The 17,148-nt window shown below is 65.8% G+C and carries 15 protein-coding genes and 1 pseudogene; 11 read left to right on the top strand and 5 right to left on the bottom strand.

The window, feature by feature from the left end; genetic code table 11:
• Positions 1–181: 181 nt before the first annotated feature.
• The 7 genes and pseudogenes from ACQEVZ_RS27745 to ACQEVZ_RS27715 all read left to right on the top strand — a co-directional run bounded on the left by ACQEVZ_RS27745 (position 182) and on the right by ACQEVZ_RS27715 (position 7,183).
• Entirely contained in the window at positions 182–1,480 is a 1,299-nt protein-coding gene (locus tag ACQEVZ_RS27745) for a Shedu anti-phage system protein SduA domain-containing protein (RefSeq protein ID WP_433371641.1), read from the top strand.
• A 142-nt stretch (positions 1,481–1,622) separates the two neighbouring features.
• Positions 1,623–2,390: an ISAs1 family transposase gene (locus ACQEVZ_RS27740; protein WP_433371638.1), complete on the top strand. Its 768-nt coding sequence runs from the start codon at positions 1,623–1,625 to the stop codon at positions 2,388–2,390.
• Positions 2,391–2,847: 457 nt separating this feature from the next.
• Entirely contained in the window at positions 2,848–4,254 is a 1,407-nt protein-coding gene (locus ACQEVZ_RS27735; RefSeq protein WP_433371635.1) for a reverse transcriptase/maturase family protein, read from the top strand.
• Positions 4,255–4,286: 32 nt separating this feature from the next.
• Positions 4,287–5,885 (top strand): ISL3 family transposase, encoded by a 1,599-nt coding sequence (locus ACQEVZ_RS27730; protein WP_433371632.1) that lies wholly within the window; start codon positions 4,287–4,289, stop codon positions 5,883–5,885.
• A 266-nt stretch (positions 5,886–6,151) separates the two neighbouring features.
• Positions 6,152–6,574: a hypothetical protein gene (locus tag ACQEVZ_RS27725; protein ID WP_433371629.1), complete on the top strand. Its 423-nt coding sequence runs from the start codon at positions 6,152–6,154 to the stop codon at positions 6,572–6,574.
• A gap of 114 nt (positions 6,575–6,688) precedes the next feature.
• Positions 6,689–7,024, top strand: a pseudogene (locus ACQEVZ_RS27720) (ISAs1 family transposase); the annotation flags it as partial.
• A 33-nt stretch (positions 7,025–7,057) separates the two neighbouring features.
• On the top strand, positions 7,058–7,183 hold the full coding sequence (locus ACQEVZ_RS27715) for a hypothetical protein (protein ID WP_433371626.1): 126 nt from the start codon (positions 7,058–7,060) through the stop codon (positions 7,181–7,183).
• Between the two features lie 113 nt (positions 7,184–7,296).
• On the opposite strand, the gene ACQEVZ_RS27710 is transcribed toward ACQEVZ_RS27715, so the two are convergent.
• Positions 7,297–7,596, bottom strand: coding sequence for a hypothetical protein (locus ACQEVZ_RS27710; RefSeq protein WP_433371623.1), 300 nt, complete (start codon positions 7,594–7,596; stop codon positions 7,297–7,299).
• Between the two features lie 321 nt (positions 7,597–7,917).
• Between ACQEVZ_RS27710 and ACQEVZ_RS27705 the strand changes: the two genes are divergently transcribed.
• Entirely contained in the window at positions 7,918–8,700 is a 783-nt protein-coding gene (locus tag ACQEVZ_RS27705) for a hypothetical protein (protein WP_433371620.1), read from the top strand.
• A 1,678-nt stretch (positions 8,701–10,378) separates the two neighbouring features.
• Here ACQEVZ_RS27705 and ACQEVZ_RS27700 read toward each other — a convergent pair.
• Complete coding sequence (locus ACQEVZ_RS27700; RefSeq protein ID WP_433371617.1) at positions 10,379–11,905, bottom strand: tyrosine-type recombinase/integrase; 1,527 nt, start codon at positions 11,903–11,905, stop codon at positions 10,379–10,381.
• A 258-nt stretch (positions 11,906–12,163) separates the two neighbouring features.
• Here ACQEVZ_RS27700 and ACQEVZ_RS27695 point away from each other — a divergent pair, with 258 nt between their 5' ends.
• From ACQEVZ_RS27695 to ACQEVZ_RS27685, 3 genes are all read left to right on the top strand, one after another.
• A complete protein-coding gene (locus ACQEVZ_RS27695) occupies positions 12,164–12,418 on the top strand; it encodes a hypothetical protein (protein ID WP_433371615.1) in 255 nt (84 codons plus the stop codon).
• A gap of 67 nt (positions 12,419–12,485) precedes the next feature.
• Positions 12,486–12,773 (top strand): hypothetical protein, encoded by a 288-nt coding sequence (locus tag ACQEVZ_RS27690; RefSeq protein ID WP_433371612.1) that lies wholly within the window; start codon positions 12,486–12,488, stop codon positions 12,771–12,773.
• Positions 12,774–13,593: 820 nt separating this feature from the next.
• Positions 13,594–14,025, top strand: coding sequence for a UDP binding domain-containing protein (locus tag ACQEVZ_RS27685; RefSeq protein WP_433371610.1), 432 nt, complete (start codon positions 13,594–13,596; stop codon positions 14,023–14,025).
• Between the two features lie 155 nt (positions 14,026–14,180).
• On the opposite strand, the gene ACQEVZ_RS27680 is transcribed toward ACQEVZ_RS27685, so the two are convergent.
• From ACQEVZ_RS27680 to ACQEVZ_RS27670, 3 genes are read right to left on the bottom strand one after another with little or no spacing between them, the layout of a single operon-like run.
• Entirely contained in the window at positions 14,181–15,164 is a 984-nt protein-coding gene (locus ACQEVZ_RS27680) for a tetratricopeptide repeat protein (protein ID WP_433371607.1), read from the bottom strand.
• The gene (locus tag ACQEVZ_RS27675) at positions 15,161–16,444 is read right to left on the bottom strand and encodes a DUF4407 domain-containing protein (protein ID WP_433371604.1); all 1,284 of its coding nucleotides are present in this window, start codon (positions 16,442–16,444) and stop codon (positions 15,161–15,163) included. The genes ACQEVZ_RS27680 and ACQEVZ_RS27675 overlap by 4 nt, the downstream gene beginning before the upstream one ends.
• Positions 16,445–16,447: 3 nt before the next feature.
• Positions 16,448–17,023 carry a hypothetical protein gene (locus ACQEVZ_RS27670; RefSeq protein ID WP_360567848.1) on the bottom strand — a complete coding sequence of 192 codons (576 nt, stop codon included), beginning with the start codon at positions 17,021–17,023 and terminating at the stop codon, positions 16,448–16,450.
• Positions 17,024–17,148 lie beyond the last annotated feature (125 nt).

Below are 17,148 nucleotides of genomic sequence, written 5' to 3'. Positions count from 1 at the left end.
GTGAGGACATCCGGTTCCCGGCGCAACGCGATCGCACGCCCGCCCACCAGGCGAAACCGCATGCCAAAGACGGTAGGCTGTCGAGGACCGCAACCGACCATGATCAGGCGCGCACTCACGCCGATGAGCGGAAACCGAGCCGCGCGTTGAGCGCCTGTGGCGAAGCTGCCAGGATTCAGCCATGTTGGTGCACGCGACGGCGATCACAGCTGAGCTCCTCGAGTATCTGGCGCAGTCCGATGTTGGCATCGGTCGCCTAAATGCCAGGCTGGAAGTCGCCCTTGCGGCCGACCTTGCCTCGGCGGGTATTCCCTTGGATTCGATTGAAACGCAAGGACGGGTTGAACTCGAAGGTAGCTACAGCACTCGCTCAAGTGTGTGGGATGTGGCGATATTCGAAGACGATCTTCCTGTGGCCTTGATAGAAATCAAGACCCTGTTGAGCTCGCTGAGCAAGAACCTGATGAATCGAATCGACGAAATCGTTGCGCTAGCCACCAATGTGACGCGAGCATTCGATGGCCCCGATCGGGCGCCCTACAAGCCCTGCGTGGCCATTCTTCTCGCCTTTCAGGCAAAAGACTCCCCTCGACATCTTGAGCTGGCACGCGAAGCATTTGGGCGGATGATGGCTGACCGGTTGATCAATGCCCTATGCCTGCTGGCAGTCGATCGCGACCTTGGGACCGTCGTCGAGCCGTTTGAGGCCTACTCGTTCAATGCTTTCGTAACTGCCATTCGCGAACACTCGGCTGCATCAGCGATCGCGCGCACGGCGGGGGCTGTCAGTGCTGGCGGACTAGGGCGGGCTTTTGCGCACGGTGGTGACGTTGCGGCAGTCGTAGCTGGAATTACATCCACGCCGGAAGGTTTGTCAGCTGCGGAGTCGGCGGTGATCCGCGCTCGCCGAAGGGTCGTGGCCGACCTTCAATGCCTAGCACTGCTGCCTGAGGCAAACGAAACCCTGATGCATGCAGCTATCGGCAGCCAGTTCTGGATCTTCGGCGGGCAGTACATCGGTATGGTTGATCGACGGACAATCGTCCCGCTCGACCAGTACGATATTCCTTTGGTATGCGCAGATGGAAGTTTGGAAATCGTTGAGCTGAAGGGCCCCGAGGCAAGCCTCGTCCGCCGTCATCGCAACCATCTCATTGTCTCCAATGAGGTGCATGAAGCGGTGAATCAGTGTCTTAATTATCTTCGCGCACTTGACGAAATGGGTGCGGCACTTCGCACGCAATACCGGAACGAACTCGATCTTGACGTCGATTTCCGGCGGGCCCGAGGCACTGTAATCATTGGCCATCCTGCCCGCGTTCCGGCCACAGCCGCAACAACGGAGCAGGTAGAGCAGACCATCAGGTCGTACAACGCACACTTGAGCCGGCTCACAGTTCGCACATATGCCGACATTCTGGAAAGCGCCGAACGCACGCTTCGCTTCGCGTCCGATGAGAGTGCGTCCAGCCCGCGTTGATAGAGGACGTGGGATGCCGCATCAGGGCCCCGGCAAAGTCGTGGCGAGTGTCCGGCTTGAGCTGATTGGTGTAGACGCGCCCTTGCTGGAGGCAGCAGGGCGGGCATGACCGGTTCAGAAGATCATCAAGGTTCCTACGCCTTTGTTGATCGTTTCCGAAGTGAGCCATGCCCGTATCGCCAACACCGCTGATCGCCTCGTTGTCGCCCGCACCGACCGGGCTCTGCCCACGGAGCTGACTCTTGGCCTGCCCGCAGCCCTGGCTGCGGTACCCGATCCCCGCGATCGCCGCGGCATCCGCCATCGTCTGGCGGTGGTGGTCACAGCGGCGGTCTGCGCGGTGGTGGCCGGCTACCGTTCGTACACCGCGATCGGCGAATGGGTCGCGGACCTGCCCGCCGACACCGCGGTGCTGCTGGACATCGACGCAGACCGTCGACCGTCCGAGGCGATGATCCGCAGACTGCTGCAGGCCCTCGACCCCGATCTGCTCGCCGCGGCGATCGGAACCTGGCTCGCCGCAAGGACTCCCGCACCGGCGCCCGGCAGCAGACAAGCGATCGCCGTGGACGGTAAGACCCTGCGCGGCTCACGAAGCCGTGACCATGCAGCCAGGCACGTCCTGGCCGCCGCCGACCAGCACACCGGCATCGCCCTGGCCAGCACCGACGTCGACACCAAAACCAACGAGATCACCCGCTTCACCGCCCTCCTCGACCACCTCGACGACCTGCGCGGCACCGTGGTGACCGCCGATGCGCTGCACTGCCAACGCGACCACGTCGCCTACCTCGCCAGGCGCGGCGCGCACTGGATCCTGACCGTCAAGGGCAACCAGTGCGCCACGAGGCGCTCTGACACATCCCCGCTTCAGGCGGGACAGACTCGAAGGGAGGTCTGCTGGGTCTGATGGCTTACCTGGAGCCGAAAGGTGAAGGGGACAAAAGCATGCCAGGAAACCGACGGCTGGGTCCAGATGCCTGGGACAGCGCGTTCGGGGGACCCGCGCGGTATGGCGAAGGCTTGATTGCTTGAACCCTAATCTCCAGCGGCAGCACTTTACTGCGACCGGAACGGCATCTGGAACCGGTGTCCGTCGTGGCCGGGGCGTACTGGTTCGTCCTGGTCAACCTTCGCGGCGGGAGCGATGCCCAGCGAGGGCATTGAAGGAGATGAGTGGGGCGCCTGCAGCCGCGCTGATGTGTGTCGGAGACGAACGTGGGATCACCGTCCCAGTACGGCTGGCGGTGTCGGAGTGCTCGTAGTAGTCGCCGGAGTCACGACCGGCCGGGGAGAACGGGAAAGCCGTTCACAGGGCGAAGGGGCACAGGTGATGCGGATCGTGAGTCACGGTGGAGGTATGCGGAATGCAGAGCGCTGACACGGTCCTTGCGGTCCTGCGTGACCGGGGGCGGCGGAAGCTGCCCCTGGAGCGGTTGTATCGGCAACTGTTCAACGAGCAGTTGTTCCTGGTGGCCTACGGACGTGTCTACGCCAACGACGGCGCGATGACGTCCGGGGTCGACGGGAAGACCCCCGACGGGATGAGCCTAGACGTGATCCGGGAGATCATCGGTCGGCTTCGCGCCGAGCGGTACCGGTTCGCGCCGGTCCGGCGGGTCTACATTCCCAAGAAGAACGGGACCCGGCGGCCCCTGGGGCTGACCTGGTCGGACAAGCTGGTCGGTGAGGTGGTGCGCCTGCTGTTGGAGGCGTACTACGAGCCGCAGTTCTCGGCCAGGTCCCACGGGTTCCGGACCGGGCGGGGCTGTCACACCGCGCTCGACGAGATCGCCTCGACATGGACGGGCACCGCCTGGTTCATCGAGGGCGACATCGCCGACTGCTTCGGCAGTCTCGATCATGAGGTCATGCTCGCCATCCTGGCCGAGCAGATCCACGATCAGCGGTTCTTGCACCTGGTAGAGGGCATGCTGCGGGCGGGATACCTGGAGGACTGGACCTGGCACGCCACGCACTCCGGCGCGCCACAGGGCGGGGTCGTCTCGCCGATCCTGTCCAACATCTATCTCGACCGACTCGACACCTTCGTGGAACAGGAACTGGTCCCGGCCTGGACACGCGGAGCAGCCCGCCGCAGCAACCGGGCATACGTGAACGCCACCGCGAGGGTCCGCTACTGGCGAAGCAGAGGCGACCGTGACAAGGTCAACGCCTTCCGCAAGATCCAGCAGTCGACGCCCAGCAAGGACGTCCACGACCCGGACTACCGACGGCTGCGCTATCTGCGTTACGCCGACGATCACCTTCTGGGGTTCGCCGGCACCAAGGCCGAAGCCGAACAGATCAAGAACGAGCTCACCGCGTTCCTCCACGGCACGTTGAAGCTCGACCTCTCCACCGAGAAAACCTTGACCACCCACGCCCGCACCCGCAAGGCGCGGTTCCTCGGCTACGACATCTGGACCCGGCAGGCCGACACCTGGCACACCAAGGGCGGCCGGTCGCTCAACGGCTCCATCGCGCTCGGCGTCCCACCAGAAGCCGTGAACACCAGATGCCGAACCTACCTGCAGGGACAAGGCAAACCCTTGATCCGCAACGACCTGATCCGCACCAGCGACTACAACATCGTCGCCGCCTTCGGCGCGGAGTATCGAGGCTACGTCCAGTACTACCAGATGGCCGGGAACATCAACTGGCTCAACAAGCTCCGCGGCGTCATGGAACGGTCGATGCTGTCGACCCTCGCGGCGAAATACCGGCGCCCGTGTCAGCGCTCACGCAATTGGGCTCTGGCACTCATCCGGTGATCGACTGATCTTGATGGTTTGATCGTTCCCTTGTGGAGCTTGTTGGCGCGTTGTTCCCGCATCTGCATGGCGTTGTGGTGGACCGGGTTGTGTTGGCGGAGTCGAGCGTTCATGTGGAGGCGCGGTGCGTTGTGTCGGCGGCATCGTGCCCGAGCTGCCGCGGGACGTCTGTGAGGGTGCATAGCCGGTATCGGCGTCGGTTGGCCGATCTGGCGATTGCTGGGCGTCGGGTGCTGATCCGGCTGATGGTGCGCAGGTTCTTCTGCACCGATGCCAGCTGCGACCGGAAGATCTTCGCCGAGCAGAGCGGCCTGGCTTCACGGTATGCACGTCGGACCCAGTTGGCCGGCGGCGTCCTGGAGACTATCGCTTTGGCGCTGGGCGGCCGGCCGGGTGCGCGGATGACCGACGCGCTCGAAGTCCCGGTCAACCGGATGACGTTGCTGCGTATCATCCGCCGCATCCCAGACCGCCCAGTCCAGGCGCCGGAGGTGCTTGGCGTCGACGACTTCGCGATCAAGAAAGGTCAGAACTACGCGACCATCCTGCTCGATATGGCGACGCACCGGCCGATCGACGTGCTGCCCGACCGCAGCGCGGACGCGTTCGCCGACTGGCTGCGCCAGCATCCTGGCGTGCGTGTCATCTGCCGCGACCGCGGCGGCAACTACGCGATCGGCGCCCGAGCCGGCGCCCCGAACGCGATCCAGGTCGCCGACCGCTACCACCTGTGGGCCAACCTCGGCGAGGCCGTCGAGAAGACGGTACTGGCCCACCGGGCCTGCTTGCACCCGCCCGAACCCGCCGCCGAGGAGCAGCCCGAACCGGCACCCGTGCAGACCGCACTTGCGCCTGACGGCGTCCGTGACGTCCACGGCCGCGAACGGCGCCTGGTCACCCGAACTCAGGAACGCTACGCCGCAGTGCAGACGCTGCTGGCCCAAGGCAAGTCCCTCAGCGCGATCTGCCGGGAGCTCAACCTGGAGCGGGGAACGGTCAGACGGTTCGCCCGCGCCGAAAGCCTCGACGAGCTGCTGTTCAAGGCCACGCACCGGGTGACCAAACTCGACCCGTTCAAGGCCTACCTGATCGAACGCTGGAACCACGGCCAGACCGACGCCGCAGCGCTGTTCCGGGAACTGCTCGAGCAGGGCTACCGCGGCGGCAAGCTGACCGTCCGACGCTTCCTGCACCAGTTCCGCGGCCACCACCACATCCCGCAACCCGGGCCACGCCCGATCAAGCCGCGCCACGCGACCCGATGGATCATGACCAGACCTGACCGGCTCACGGATGCCGACCGCGCCTATCTTCGCCAGATCCGGGACCGCTGCCCCGAACTCGACCGCACCGCCGAATACGTGCGCGCCTTCGCCGTCATGATGACCGGACGGCAAGGCGGCAACCTCGAACGCTGGCTCACCACGATCGAGGGCGACGACCTTCCCGCACTGCGATCCCTCGCCATCGGCATGCGCCGCGACCAGGACGCCATCACCAACGGCCTCACCCTGCCCCACAGCTCAGGAGCAGTCGAAGGCGCCGTCACCAGAGCCAAGGCCATCAAACGCGCCATGTACGGCCGCGCCAACCTCGACCTGCTCCGCAAACGTATCCTCGCCCAGCACTGACATCCCCATCCGCCGATCACCGAATGAGTGCCAGAGCCCGCAATTGGCCCGGCGAGCGCTCGTCGTGCCCATCCGCGACCCCGGGAGCCTCGACGCGGTCGCTCGCCGTCCTCGCGACGGGCACGACGAGCGGGAAAGATGAAAAACGCAGCGAGGAGGGGTAGGTGGGCCCTCCGCTTCGTCGCCTGCTGCCGGCCGGATTTCGTTGCTGTGGATTGCCTGTCGGGCGGCGCAGTCGTGTGCATGGCGAGCGAAGGCTGGGTCAATTGCGTGAGCGTCCACACCCGCCATGGGTCATGCGCCACCGCTACCAGAGCACCGTCGTCACCCCGCACGGGAAACGTCGGTGCTTCGAAGCGGTCCAGCGCACCCCGTCCGGCACCGTGTTCACCGCCAGGTTCGGAGGGATCCCGCTACGCCGCCGCCGACACGTCCGTCTCATCGACGGAGCGTGGCCGACACGGCGGGGAACCCAACTCATCGCCCGGCTCACCGCCGGGATCTGCGAACTCTGCGACGCACGCGACGGGATCACCGTCCACCACGTCAAAGGACTCGCCGACCTCAACCGATACAGTCCGACGGCCGCACCATCATGGGTGCAAGCCATGCGGGACAGCCGACGCAAAACCCTGATCGTCTGCGCCCGCTGCCACGGCGGCATCCATCAGCAGCCGCACACGCAGTAGCAGCACCGGAGAGCCGGATGCGGGGAAACTCGCACGTCCGGTTCGGGAAGCGGCTCAGGGAAACGGACCGGCCAACCGGCCGACACCGCGCCCTGAGCCGACTTCACGCCCAGCCTGCATCAGCAGCTGGCCGGCCTGCCCTGGCGGCTCGTTCCCGTCGCCGACCGGGACACCGACCGCGGGCACGGCCGCCGCGAGATCCGCACGCCGAAGATCCTGTCCGTCTCCACCGGCATCGACTTTCCCAACGCCGCCCAGGCAATCCAGATCCGACGCCGCCGACGCCGGCTCGACGAACCCAGACGCTTCACCACCGAAACCGTCTACGCGATCACGGATCTCCTTGCCCACCAAGCGAAACCGTTCCACCTCGCCGACTGGATCCGCGGGCACTGGTCCATCGAGAACAAGGTCCACTGGGTCCGTGACGTCACCTACGACGAAGACCGATCCCAGATCCGCACCGGCACCGGCCCACAGGTCATGGCCGCACTCCGCAACGCCGCCATCGGCGCGCTCCGCCTCGCCGGCGCCACCAACATCGCCGCCGCCACCCGCCACCACGCCCGCGACGCCACCCGACCACTGGCCCTACTCGGCATTCCCTGAACGATTTTGCCGGGACCCTGGATGCCGCATCGTGCACGCTCTTGCCGCTGTCCGATCTTTAATCGTAGGTTCAGGGTTCGAGTCCCTGGCGGCCCACCATCTGACCTGAGTTTTTACGCTGCCGATTTGTCCGATGTGGACAGTGGTTGCTCGCCGCTTGCTTCTTCCCGCTCCGGCCTTTCCGTGACCCTTTCGGACGTGGTGCGGGGCTTGACCTGCGGTTCACGCTTCGCGGGTCGTCCTGGAGCGCCGAGTGTTGCGGATCGGGTGCCGCGGTCGCCGTACTCGTTGCGCCGCTTCTTGATCTGCTTCCGGACGGCCCGTGCCGCGGTGAGGACAAGCTCGGCGGTGGCCGCGGCGGCTCGCCGCTGCGATTCGGGCAGGACGCTGGTGTAGGTGTCCGCGGTCAGCACGATGCTGGCGTGGCCGAGCTGGTCCTGGGCGGTTTTACAGTAAGGTCCGCGCCGGCCTGATGGGCGAGGGACGCCGCGCCGTGGCGCAGGTCGTGTAGGCGGACCGGTGGCAGGTCGGTCGTGCCGCGGAGGCGGCAGAACCGGTGCGTGACGTAGTTCGGGTGGAGTAGGCGGCCGTCGGGCGGGTGAAGACGTAGCCGGTGTCCTGCCACTTCTGCCCGGCGGCGAGAAGTTCAAGCCGCTGCCGGCGGGCGTGGTCTCGCAGGACTTGGACGATGTGCCGGTCAAGGGCGATGACCCGGCGGCTGGCGGCGTTCTTCGGTGGCCGATGAGGATCTGGTCGCCGATGCATGTGACCTGCTGGGTGATGGTGCCGTGGTCGAGGTCGACGTCGCGCCACCGCAGGCCGACCGCCTCGCCGCGGCGCAGGCCGCGCAGGGCGATCAGCCACCACAGGGCGTAGAGCCTGTCGGCGGCGACGTGGTCGAGGAACGCGGCGAGGTTTTCAGCGGTCCCCACGGCGACGGGTGCCCGGACACCGTGGTCCTGCTACGCCTCGATCCGCTGCCTGGTCCACACGACAGCGTGTGGGCGGGGTCGGCTGGGCAGTTCGACGCGCCTGGCGGGGTTGTCGGTGATCATGTCGCTACGGACGGCGGCGTTGAGCGCGCCGCGCAGGGTGGCGCAAATGCGGTGCAATGTCGCCGGGGCGAGGCGGTCACCCGTTCGGGCGGTCTGCTGTGCGAGGTCGGCAAACATAGCGGTGAGGTGCCGGACAGTGACCTCGGCGAGGCGGAGTCCGCCGAGATGTGGAATGAGGTACTGCTCCACGTGCTGGGTGTGGACCCCAGCGTCGTCGGCCGGATCGACGTCCTAATGGTCAACCAGTACCGCAGCCACCGCCCCACGGTCCAGCGCTGGCCGGTGAACCGTTCCAGGGACTGGTCCAGAACGCGGGTGGCAGCAGCCTGGGACGGCAATCCACTTCGGCGAACCTGGGTGGAACTGCCTCGGATGTCGCGGACGCGGCAGTCGAACTGCCGGCTGCCATGCCCGCGCTCGACCAGTCGGGGGCAGGTGCGGTTCCGGCGACGGCCGGCCTGACCGGTGGCACCGCAGGTGCAGGACTTGAAGATCACACCGCGACTGGCCATGAGGCATCTCCACATCGAGTGGGGTCGGCAGACACCACCCAGGCTGCGACTCGGGATACCAGCGCGGTCCGGGTTACCGAACTCGCACCCGATAGGGGATAGCAACCGCAGGACGCGTCACTGAGACCGCTTGATCGATACCACGGCTTGATCACATTTCCGCACATGCCGAAGAGTACATTTCCGATCTTGGTTGTGCCGCTTACCGGGCAGCATTGAGGATTTCCGGTTTCCACCCCAATTCGCCCGACCAGCTGGGATGCGCATGCCTGAGATTGGCCTGCTGACCGAGTTAACACCTCACGGTGTTACCGGAGCCTTCGGCGTTGCAGTCGCCTTGGATGTTGACGCTCGGCGGAGGACTGATCGACTGGTCCGACGCCCCGAGCATGGCAACAATCGCCAAGCAAGACCGACCGCGAACAGCTCCCCACTCGGACCATCAGCGCTCGCTCAACCACTACAGTATTCGATTGTTCGAGGACTGCGAGGTGAGATCGGGTGGTCCGGGAAACTGGCGGTGTCGGCTCAACGTCGGTCATCGGTGGTCAGCTTTCGAAAGATTGAAATCTTTGAGCCAGCGCTTGCCTCGGCGAGCCCTGAAGCAGCAGGAATGCCGTTGGGGCAGTCAGTCGCAGCGGCGGCGTACTCCAACCTGGGACCGAGCGAGCGCGACCAGCTGATCGGGTGGGCCCGACACAAGGAAGAGAGGGCGGCCGTCCGAACGGCGCGCCCCCTGAGGTTTCTAGTCACCACCCCCCGAAGGCTCGGGTCTAGAGCCGTCAGTCAGCTCAGGCGATGAGTCTTTCGAGCTCTGGTCAGAGCTCCCGAATACGATTCGGATCTTGCCACCGACTTTTAGCGCCGTCGCTTCCGCTTCGAACGTAAGACTCTGCCGGGTTCGTGTTCTGTTTAGGCTCGACACAAGAACCACAGCACCGAGGAATACGCCCAGAAAGAGAACCGCGGCAAATACCGCGATCTCTCTCATGCGGATGACTACCTAGCGCTGAAACGATGTTGCCACGCTAGATTCCCCCTTCCTTGTTCAATACCGCCCTGCTGGACTCCCAACTTCTGGAGGATGTACTCAAGGATAAGGGCTGAACCGATGCCAGAAACGCCGGTAAGGGAAGCTCCTACATTCTCGGAGTCCCCGACCGCCATTCGAGCCCCACATCGGTTACAGTGCACCGAGACGAAAAGTTTCCCCCGCTCGCGCGGGGCGGTCTCTTCACAGGCCATGCCCGTTAGCGCAATCCTTGAACAACAGTTTCCTTGTAAGCATTATAGCCGATGAGTTTAACACCCACTATGACGGCTGCCGCATCGAAGATGCCGGCTAGGCGCAGTCGCGTACCAACAATCGAGCGTAACGTCGCAGGGATCTGCTGATCACGTGCGCGATCGTAGCCGATAAGCGTGCACGTGACCTTGGCTGAGTGAGGGCTGTCCGTCAGAGTTAGACGGTGACGGGAGTTGCAGGTCGGTGAGCGCGCTGCTCCGGTTAGAAATCTCAGAAGGGATCGAATGAGCAACTGGTGGGAGCTGTGCGAGGCCGCGATCCCAGACAACATGGACCTTGCACCTTCGGCGGACACTCCCGGCGGGTTCCGCGGGTTTTTCATTTAATCCGTAGGTTCAGGGTTCGAGTCCCTGGCGGCCCGCTCGTTGACCTGCGGTTTTGCGTGCCCGGTCCGTCCGATGTGGACGATGGTTGCTCGCTGCGTGCTGTTGCCGCTCTTGCGTTTCTTGGGCCGAGCTGGGCGCGGTGAGGCGCCATGGCCTGCGGTTTCGCGGTTCGCTGGCCGTTCTGGAGCGCCGAGTGTCGCGGATCTGGCGCCGTGATCGCCGTACTCGTTACGCCGCTTCTTGATCTGTTTCCGGACGGCGCGGGCAGCGGTGAGGACGAGCTCAGCGGTGGCTGCCGCGGCTCGGCGCTGAGAGTCGGGTAGGACGCTGGTGTAGGTGTCGGCGGTCAGCACGATGCTGGCGTGGCCGAGCTGGTCCTGGATGGTTTTGAGGTCGGTGCCGGCTTGGTGGGCGAGGGACGCGGCGCCATGCCGGAGGTCGTGCAGCCGGACCGGTGGGAGTTCGGCGGTCTGGCAAAGGCGGTGGAATCGGTAGGTGAGGTAGTCCGGGTGCAGTGGCCGCCCGTCCGGGCGGGTGAACACGTACCCGGTGTCGTGCCAGTGTCGGCCGGCGGCGGTGCGTTCGAGGCGTTGCCGGTTGGCGTGGTCACGGAGGGCCTGCACGGTGTGCCGGTCCAGGGCGATGACCCGGCGGCTGGCCGTACTCTTCGGTGGTCCGACGTAGGTTCGCCGGCCGGTGCAGGTGATCTGTTGGACGATGATGGCGGTGCCGTGCTGGAGGTCGACGTCGCACCAGCGCAGCCCGGCTGCCTCGCCCCGGCGCAGGCCGCGCAGGGCGATGAGCCACCACAGCGCGTAGAGCCGGTCGGCGGCGACCCGGTCGAGGAACGTGGCGAGGTGCTCAGCGGTCCAGACGGCGACCTTGTCCCTGGTGCCGTGTTGCCGCCATTGCTGGACGCGTTCAGGGGTCCATACGACGGCGTGCGGCCGCGGCCGACCGGGAAGTTCGATCCGGCGGGCGGGGTTGTCGGTGATCAGGTCGTTGCGGATGGCGGCGTTGAGCGCGCCACGTAGCGTGGCGCAGATGCGGTGCAGGGTCGCCGGGGCGAGAGGTTCACCGGTGCGGGTGGTCTGTTTCGCCAGTTCGGTGAACATGGCGGTGAGGTGCCGGACGGTGACGTCGGCGAGGCGGAGCTTGCCGAGGTGCGGGATCAGGTACTGCTCGACGTGCTGGGTGTAGACCCGCAGCGTGGTCGGCCGGATCGAGGTGCGGGTGGTCAGCCAGTAGCGCAGCCACCGTTCGACGGTCCACCGCTGGCCGGTGAACCGTTCCAAGGACTGGTCGAGCACGCCGTCGCGGGCCCGGGTGGCTGCGGCCTGGGATGGGAAGCCGCTGCGGCGTACCTGGGTGGAGCGGCCACGGATGTCGCGCACCCGGCAGTCGAACTGCCAACTGCCGTGCCCGCGCTCGGTCAGGCGCGAGCAGGTGCGGTTGCGGCGCCGGCCTGGTCGACCGTCGATGTCGCAGGTGCAGGACTTGAAGATCACGCCGCGGCTGGCCATGATGCACCTCCACGCTGAGCAGGTCGCGAGCCGTCACCTCGAGGTTGCGCCTCTACGGCTCGACTCGCCGAACTTGCACCCGGCACAGCGTCCTCCCGTTCGTGGACTGGGGCAGTGTCAGCCATGAACAGCGCGAGTTCGTGTTGTGCGCGGCGGTGTCGGCGGTGCTGCCCCTGCCGCCCAATCCCCGGAGAGTGACTTCCGTGGATCCGTCCGTCAGTGAACGGCAAGATTCGGATCCCCGACGAAGGAGTTTCAGTGACGATCTCCGGCGCCAAGACAACTGGCAGCCCAGCCGCGACCGCGTTCTTCATCTTCGCCGCGTTCTGGGTCCTCGCCGCGATCCTGGTGGGTGTCGGCCTGTGGCAGGAGCCGCCGTCGACGCCGTACGGGGACGAGCCGGACGTCTTCGCCGAGAATGCCGGCGCGGTCACCGCGATCGCTGTGTGCGCAGTCGGGGCGAGTGTGTTCCTCATCGGCGGGTTCTCGCCGATCTGCTGGCGAAGCGACTGACGGTCATCACGAGTCCCTGACGGCCTCGACTCGCACCTGCCAAACCTCATCGACGAAAGGAGTCTCCGTGTCGTTCGCCCGTGTCCAACCGGCGGCGCGCAACACCCCGGGTGCCACGTCGGCCTTGTACGTGATGACGTTCGCGTGGGGGCTGTCCGGCCTGCTGCTGTGCGCGGTGCTGTGGCGGGACGGGAGCGGTCTGGACGAGGAACCGACGACGGTCGCCGACAACGCGTTCCCGCTGCTGGTGCTTGCCCTGTGCTGGTTCGCGGCGACGGTGAGCTTCGCGTCCGGGGCGATCCTGCAGCGGATGGCGACGTGGCAGGCGGCCGAGGTCGAGGTCGATCGTGGCTGATCATCCCGTTGTTCAGCAGCCAGGGGCCGCAAGGGTCGTGTCTACCAGTGCTCGCTGACGCTGCTGCCGCATCGAGGTCAGCAGTCCGAGCTTCGTACGTATCCGACGACAGCCGACCCGGACCCGAGCCAGATCCTGTCGGAACTCGCCGACGTAGGTTGGATTCCGGTTCGCTGACGACGGTCTCGTTCCCGGACTCGTCGGTAGTCCTCGGCGTCGACCTGTTCCGGCGCTGTACGAAGCCAGACACCCCCACGGACCTCAATCGTCGGACTCGCACCGTTGGCGCCGGCATTCCGCTGAGTAGGTTTCCGCACATGTTTGATATGCAGGCAATCGTGAGGCTCCTTATTCTTGGAGCGCAGCGCCTCGATTGCACTGCATATCACGCGTTATGCGGCCCGCCAGGGCGCAGGTAATCGAAGATTACCCGCATAATGCCGATGAGCGCGCACGTGACCTTGGCCGATTGTGTCTGTCCGTCAGCTGTCGGTACCCAGTCCGCAAGCCACTGACGCACACCAACCTGGCGTGCGGACAGGGCAAACGCACTCGAAGAACAACCGCATGTCACGATTCCCCAGCATCGTGAGGACAGTGGTCATCAACGACCGTCCTTCTGCTCGTCGGCGTATTCGTCGGCAGCACGCCCGCGTTCGCCGGGAGCTTCACGAACAACTACGACGGTCAGGACTCGTACATCGGCAGCGGCTCGACCACGCTGAACTACTCCAACGGTCGCGCCGCGTTCGACGAGACCATCTGGACCGACGCCGGAACGAATGTGGGCTCGCGGCCGAACTGGCCGTACATGATCCGCATGAAACAACGTGTCCGGCACGCAGGTGTGGAGCGCCTCGCAGGCAAGCTCGGCGTCGGCCAGGCCGTCGCCTTCCTCCGCGAGGTCGACGCCCTCAATCAACGCCGCTGCACCCGCACCGTCGACCTCGTCCGCGAACTCGCCGGCGGCTCCCTGACCGGCGTACGGGTAGCCGCCCTGGGCGCCGCGTTCAAACCGAACTCCGACGACATCTGCGACGCCCCGGCGTTGGACGTCGCCAACACCCTGCACCGCGCCGGCGCCCTGGTCTCGGTCTTCGCCCCGGCCGCCCTGGACAACGCCCGCCGCCTGCACCCGGACCTCGGCTGCGGCACCAGCGCCCTGGACGTCGCCTGCAATGCCGACGCCGTTGTCCTGCTCACCGAGTGGTCGAGTTCCGCGAGATCACCCCCGCAGCGATGGGCGCCGTAGTGGCCCACCGCCGGATCGTCGACAGCCGGCAGGCCCTCGACCCACATCGGTGATGTGCCGAGGGCTGGGAGTACCGTGCCCTCGGCCGCCCCTGAAACGGCGGTGGGCCGGGACTTCGACGAGTTCCGGCCCGCCGTGATTGCGTCGGCAGGTTGTCAGCGCGTGGTGACGCTCATCAGGCCGCGTTTGCCTCGTGCCTGCTCGTAGGCGCTGCCGCAGGTGTGGGCGGCGGCGGTTGCCAGTCGGTACGCAGCCGCCGCCTCGGTCATGGCGCCGGCCTGGCGGTAGGAGTCGCCCAGGGCGTTGAGCGTCATCGCTGTATCGAGCCGCAGATCGAGTTCGACGAACTCGGTCAATGCTTCGTGCAGGTGGGTGACCGCGTCGTCGAGTCGGCCGAGGTGCCCCTCTGCCAAGCCGATGCCGCGCAAAGTTATGGCCGCGTTCCGGCGCAGCCCGTGCTGCGTGTAGAAGGCCTGCGACGGCGCGATCTCAATGAGGAACTGGGCGAACCGGCCCTGCGAGAACCGCAGCCAGGCATGGTTGGCCTGGGCGGTCGCCGCGCCGTGGTGGTCGCCCGCGCCTGCGGCCAGGCCGATCGCTATCCGGTACTGCCGGCCCGCTGCGTCGAGCCTGCCGAGCTCCAGGTACGCCAGGCCGAGGTTCGTACGGGTGGACGCCTCGGCCCTCGCGTCTCTGATCCGTCGGGTGGCGGCCAGCGCGGCCCGATGGGTGATGAGCCAGTCACACATCGGCTTGGCCAGGTAGTAGTAGCCCCGCAGGGTGTACGCGAGTTGCCAGCACCTGGCGTCCAGGCCGTGCCGCTGCGCGGCCAGGCAAACGGAGACGAGGTTGCCACGCTCACGGTTCAGCCACTGCAGTGCTACGCGGTAGTCGCTGAGTTCGTCCGGCACCGCATGGTTGTGCGCCAGATCGAGCGGCATCCGGTACCGGTCCGGAGTGATCGCCGTATCAGCTCGTTCGGCAGCGCGTAGGTAGTACTCGGTCAGGCGCTGCCACGCTGGTTGCTGGTCACGTGCGGTTGCAACCACGACCAGCGGATCGCTGGCATCGGGGGTAGTGTCGAGCCACGCGGCCGCCGCAAACGGGTCGAGGACGATGTGTCCCGGCACGTCGTTCATGGGCGCCTCACGAACGCCATGGTGTGGGCAACGATCGAATTCCAGGCTTGCTCGTCAACCTTGCGGATGTCAAGGATCCGCCCCTCGGCGGCAAGTTCCTGGCCGCTCGGGGTGCGCTGACGGACCAGCCGAACCTGCTCCTCGACCGCTGCGCAGTGCTGTTGCCAGGCGCCGAGCACGTCGACCGAGACCCGGGTCAGCACGTTCATCTCGGTCATCAGCTTCTCGGCGTCGGCGTACAACTCGGCGACGGCCAGCTCGATCTGCGGGATCGCCTCCCGCTTCGCCTGCTCCGCGTGGATGCCGCGCATGACGGCGGTGTCACGGACCCGTTCGTACTGCCCCATTGGGGTAGCCAATTTCATCGTCATCGGCATGACGTCGACGAGCACGAACAGCCCGATCAGAAATAGCGATACCAGCCATACCTGCGGGTCCTTGCGCTCCAACTCCGCGAGGGCAGCGACTCTGGCCAGGTAGTCATCGCTGAACGTGGCCTCGATCGCGGCGATGTCGGCCTTCGACCGTCCACGGATCTCTTCGATCCTCTGCTGCCGGATCAGCTCCGCTGCGGCGTCGACCTTCTGTGCCGCGGCGATCTTTTCGTCAAGGATCCTGATTTCCTGCTGGACGTCGTCGATGCGGGTGCCGAGCTGCACACAGTTGCTCCCGCAGCCCGCCCGCCCGGATGAGATGCCGCACCCGGTCTCCTTGCTCGGTGCGTTGCTCTGCTCGTAGGTCTGCAACTTGACCAGACATTCCTTCTGCGCGACCTGCTTGTCGCGCGCCTCCTGCAGGGGTGCGGCCGTCGACTCGACCTCCGACACCGCGTCGACATCCGCGTCGGCGAGATCTACCCGGGTTGCGACGGTGGTCCTGCGGTGCTCGTCGATCGTCTGGGTGATGCTGTCCTCGAACCACAGCAGTGACAGCGGGTGCGCGACTGCGGTCCCGACGACCAGCGCGAAGATGAGCCGCAGGAGCACCGTCACCGTGGTGCTGACCCAGTGCCGGACCTCGGATTTGTGCATCGTCGAGACCAGGTACCGGTCGATCGCCAGGACGATCAACCCCCAGACGGTGCCGCCTCCGAGGCACAAGGATGCCAGGTCTGTGACCAACGACAGTGCGTACGCCATTCCGAGGCTGCCGAGAATGGCGGGAACCAGCACGAGCGCGCCGATTCCGGCGAGCCTCATGCGTTCGGACCTGTGAAGTGCGGCGCAGTTCCTCAGGACATCTTCGTCCGCGCCAGACAGCCAGAGAAAGGACCGCTGCATCGGTTACTGCCGTACCTGGCCGACGCGAGCGCTCAAGGACTGTGCGAAACCGTTCAGCAGCATGTCGGTGCTTTCGAAATACACTTTGATCTGCTGGTTGACCGACTTGTACGCGGGCTCGTAGAGCTCGGGGCGGCCGCGGAACTGCTCAATCATGTCGAGCTGCGGTGCCATGGCGTTGAGGAACCGCTCCCGTCCCTCGTTGACCGCCGTGTTGAGCAACGTGATCTTCTCGTTGGCGAAGCGGGTCAGTTCCGTCTGCATGTGCATGCCCTGTGCGGCGATGAGCGCGTCGGCGCGCTTCCGGGCGATCTCGATTTGGGTCCGGGTGTAGACCTCCAGCAGTTCCCTCCGGGAGTCGCTGAGCTGGCGCAGGTTCTGCACCCCGATGCGCTGACGCTCCCGTTCGAACTGGGTGGGGAACATACGCTGCCAAAGACCGCGCCGGTTCGCGGCCTCGAGTGCCGCCTGCCGCGACTCGGCGTTGGCCTGGCCGATGTAATCACGCATTCCGGCCGCGACCTCGCTGAGGTCTTCAAGGCTGGTGCCCGGCATCTGTGAGATTGGCTCGATGGTCATCGACATCACCGTTCCTCAGGTTCAATACAAGGATTTCTATTTCATCCCTGTCGCACTGGTGGGTACTTTGATAACGTGCCTGATATTGGCTTCGGAAGGGCCGTTGATCAGGCAATCGTGGCGCC

The sequence above is a fragment of the Dactylosporangium sp. CA-152071 genome, from assembly GCF_050936335.1.
In the GTDB taxonomy this organism is placed as follows: domain Bacteria; phylum Actinomycetota; class Actinomycetes; order Mycobacteriales; family Micromonosporaceae; genus Dactylosporangium; species Dactylosporangium maewongense.
The sequence above is the reverse complement of the archived record's forward strand: the minus strand, read 5'-3'. Positions and strand labels throughout refer to the sequence as shown.

What these genes read in the sequence shown, in the direction of transcription:
- ACQEVZ_RS27745 (WP_433371641.1), top strand. Translation starts at nt 182, where the DNA reads ATGTTGGTGCACGCGACGGCGATCACAGCTGAGCTCCTCGAGTATCTG.
- ACQEVZ_RS27735 (WP_433371635.1), top strand. Translation starts at nt 2,848, where the DNA reads ATGCAGAGCGCTGACACGGTCCTTGCGGTCCTGCGTGACCGGGGGCGG.
- ACQEVZ_RS27680 (WP_433371607.1), bottom strand. Translation starts at nt 15,164, where the DNA reads ATGAACGACGTGCCGGGACACATCGTCCTCGACCCGTTTGCGGCGGCC.
- ACQEVZ_RS27675 (WP_433371604.1), bottom strand. Translation starts at nt 16,444, where the DNA reads ATGCAGCGGTCCTTTCTCTGGCTGTCTGGCGCGGACGAAGATGTCCTG.
- ACQEVZ_RS27685 (WP_433371610.1), top strand. Translation starts at nt 13,594, where the DNA reads ATGAAACAACGTGTCCGGCACGCAGGTGTGGAGCGCCTCGCAGGCAAG.
- ACQEVZ_RS27670 (WP_360567848.1), bottom strand. Translation starts at nt 17,023, where the DNA reads ATGACCATCGAGCCAATCTCACAGATGCCGGGCACCAGCCTTGAAGAC.
- ACQEVZ_RS27700 (WP_433371617.1), bottom strand. Translation starts at nt 11,905, where the DNA reads ATGGCCAGCCGCGGCGTGATCTTCAAGTCCTGCACCTGCGACATCGAC.
- ACQEVZ_RS27715 (WP_433371626.1), top strand. Translation starts at nt 7,058, where the DNA reads ATGGCCGCACTCCGCAACGCCGCCATCGGCGCGCTCCGCCTCGCCGGC.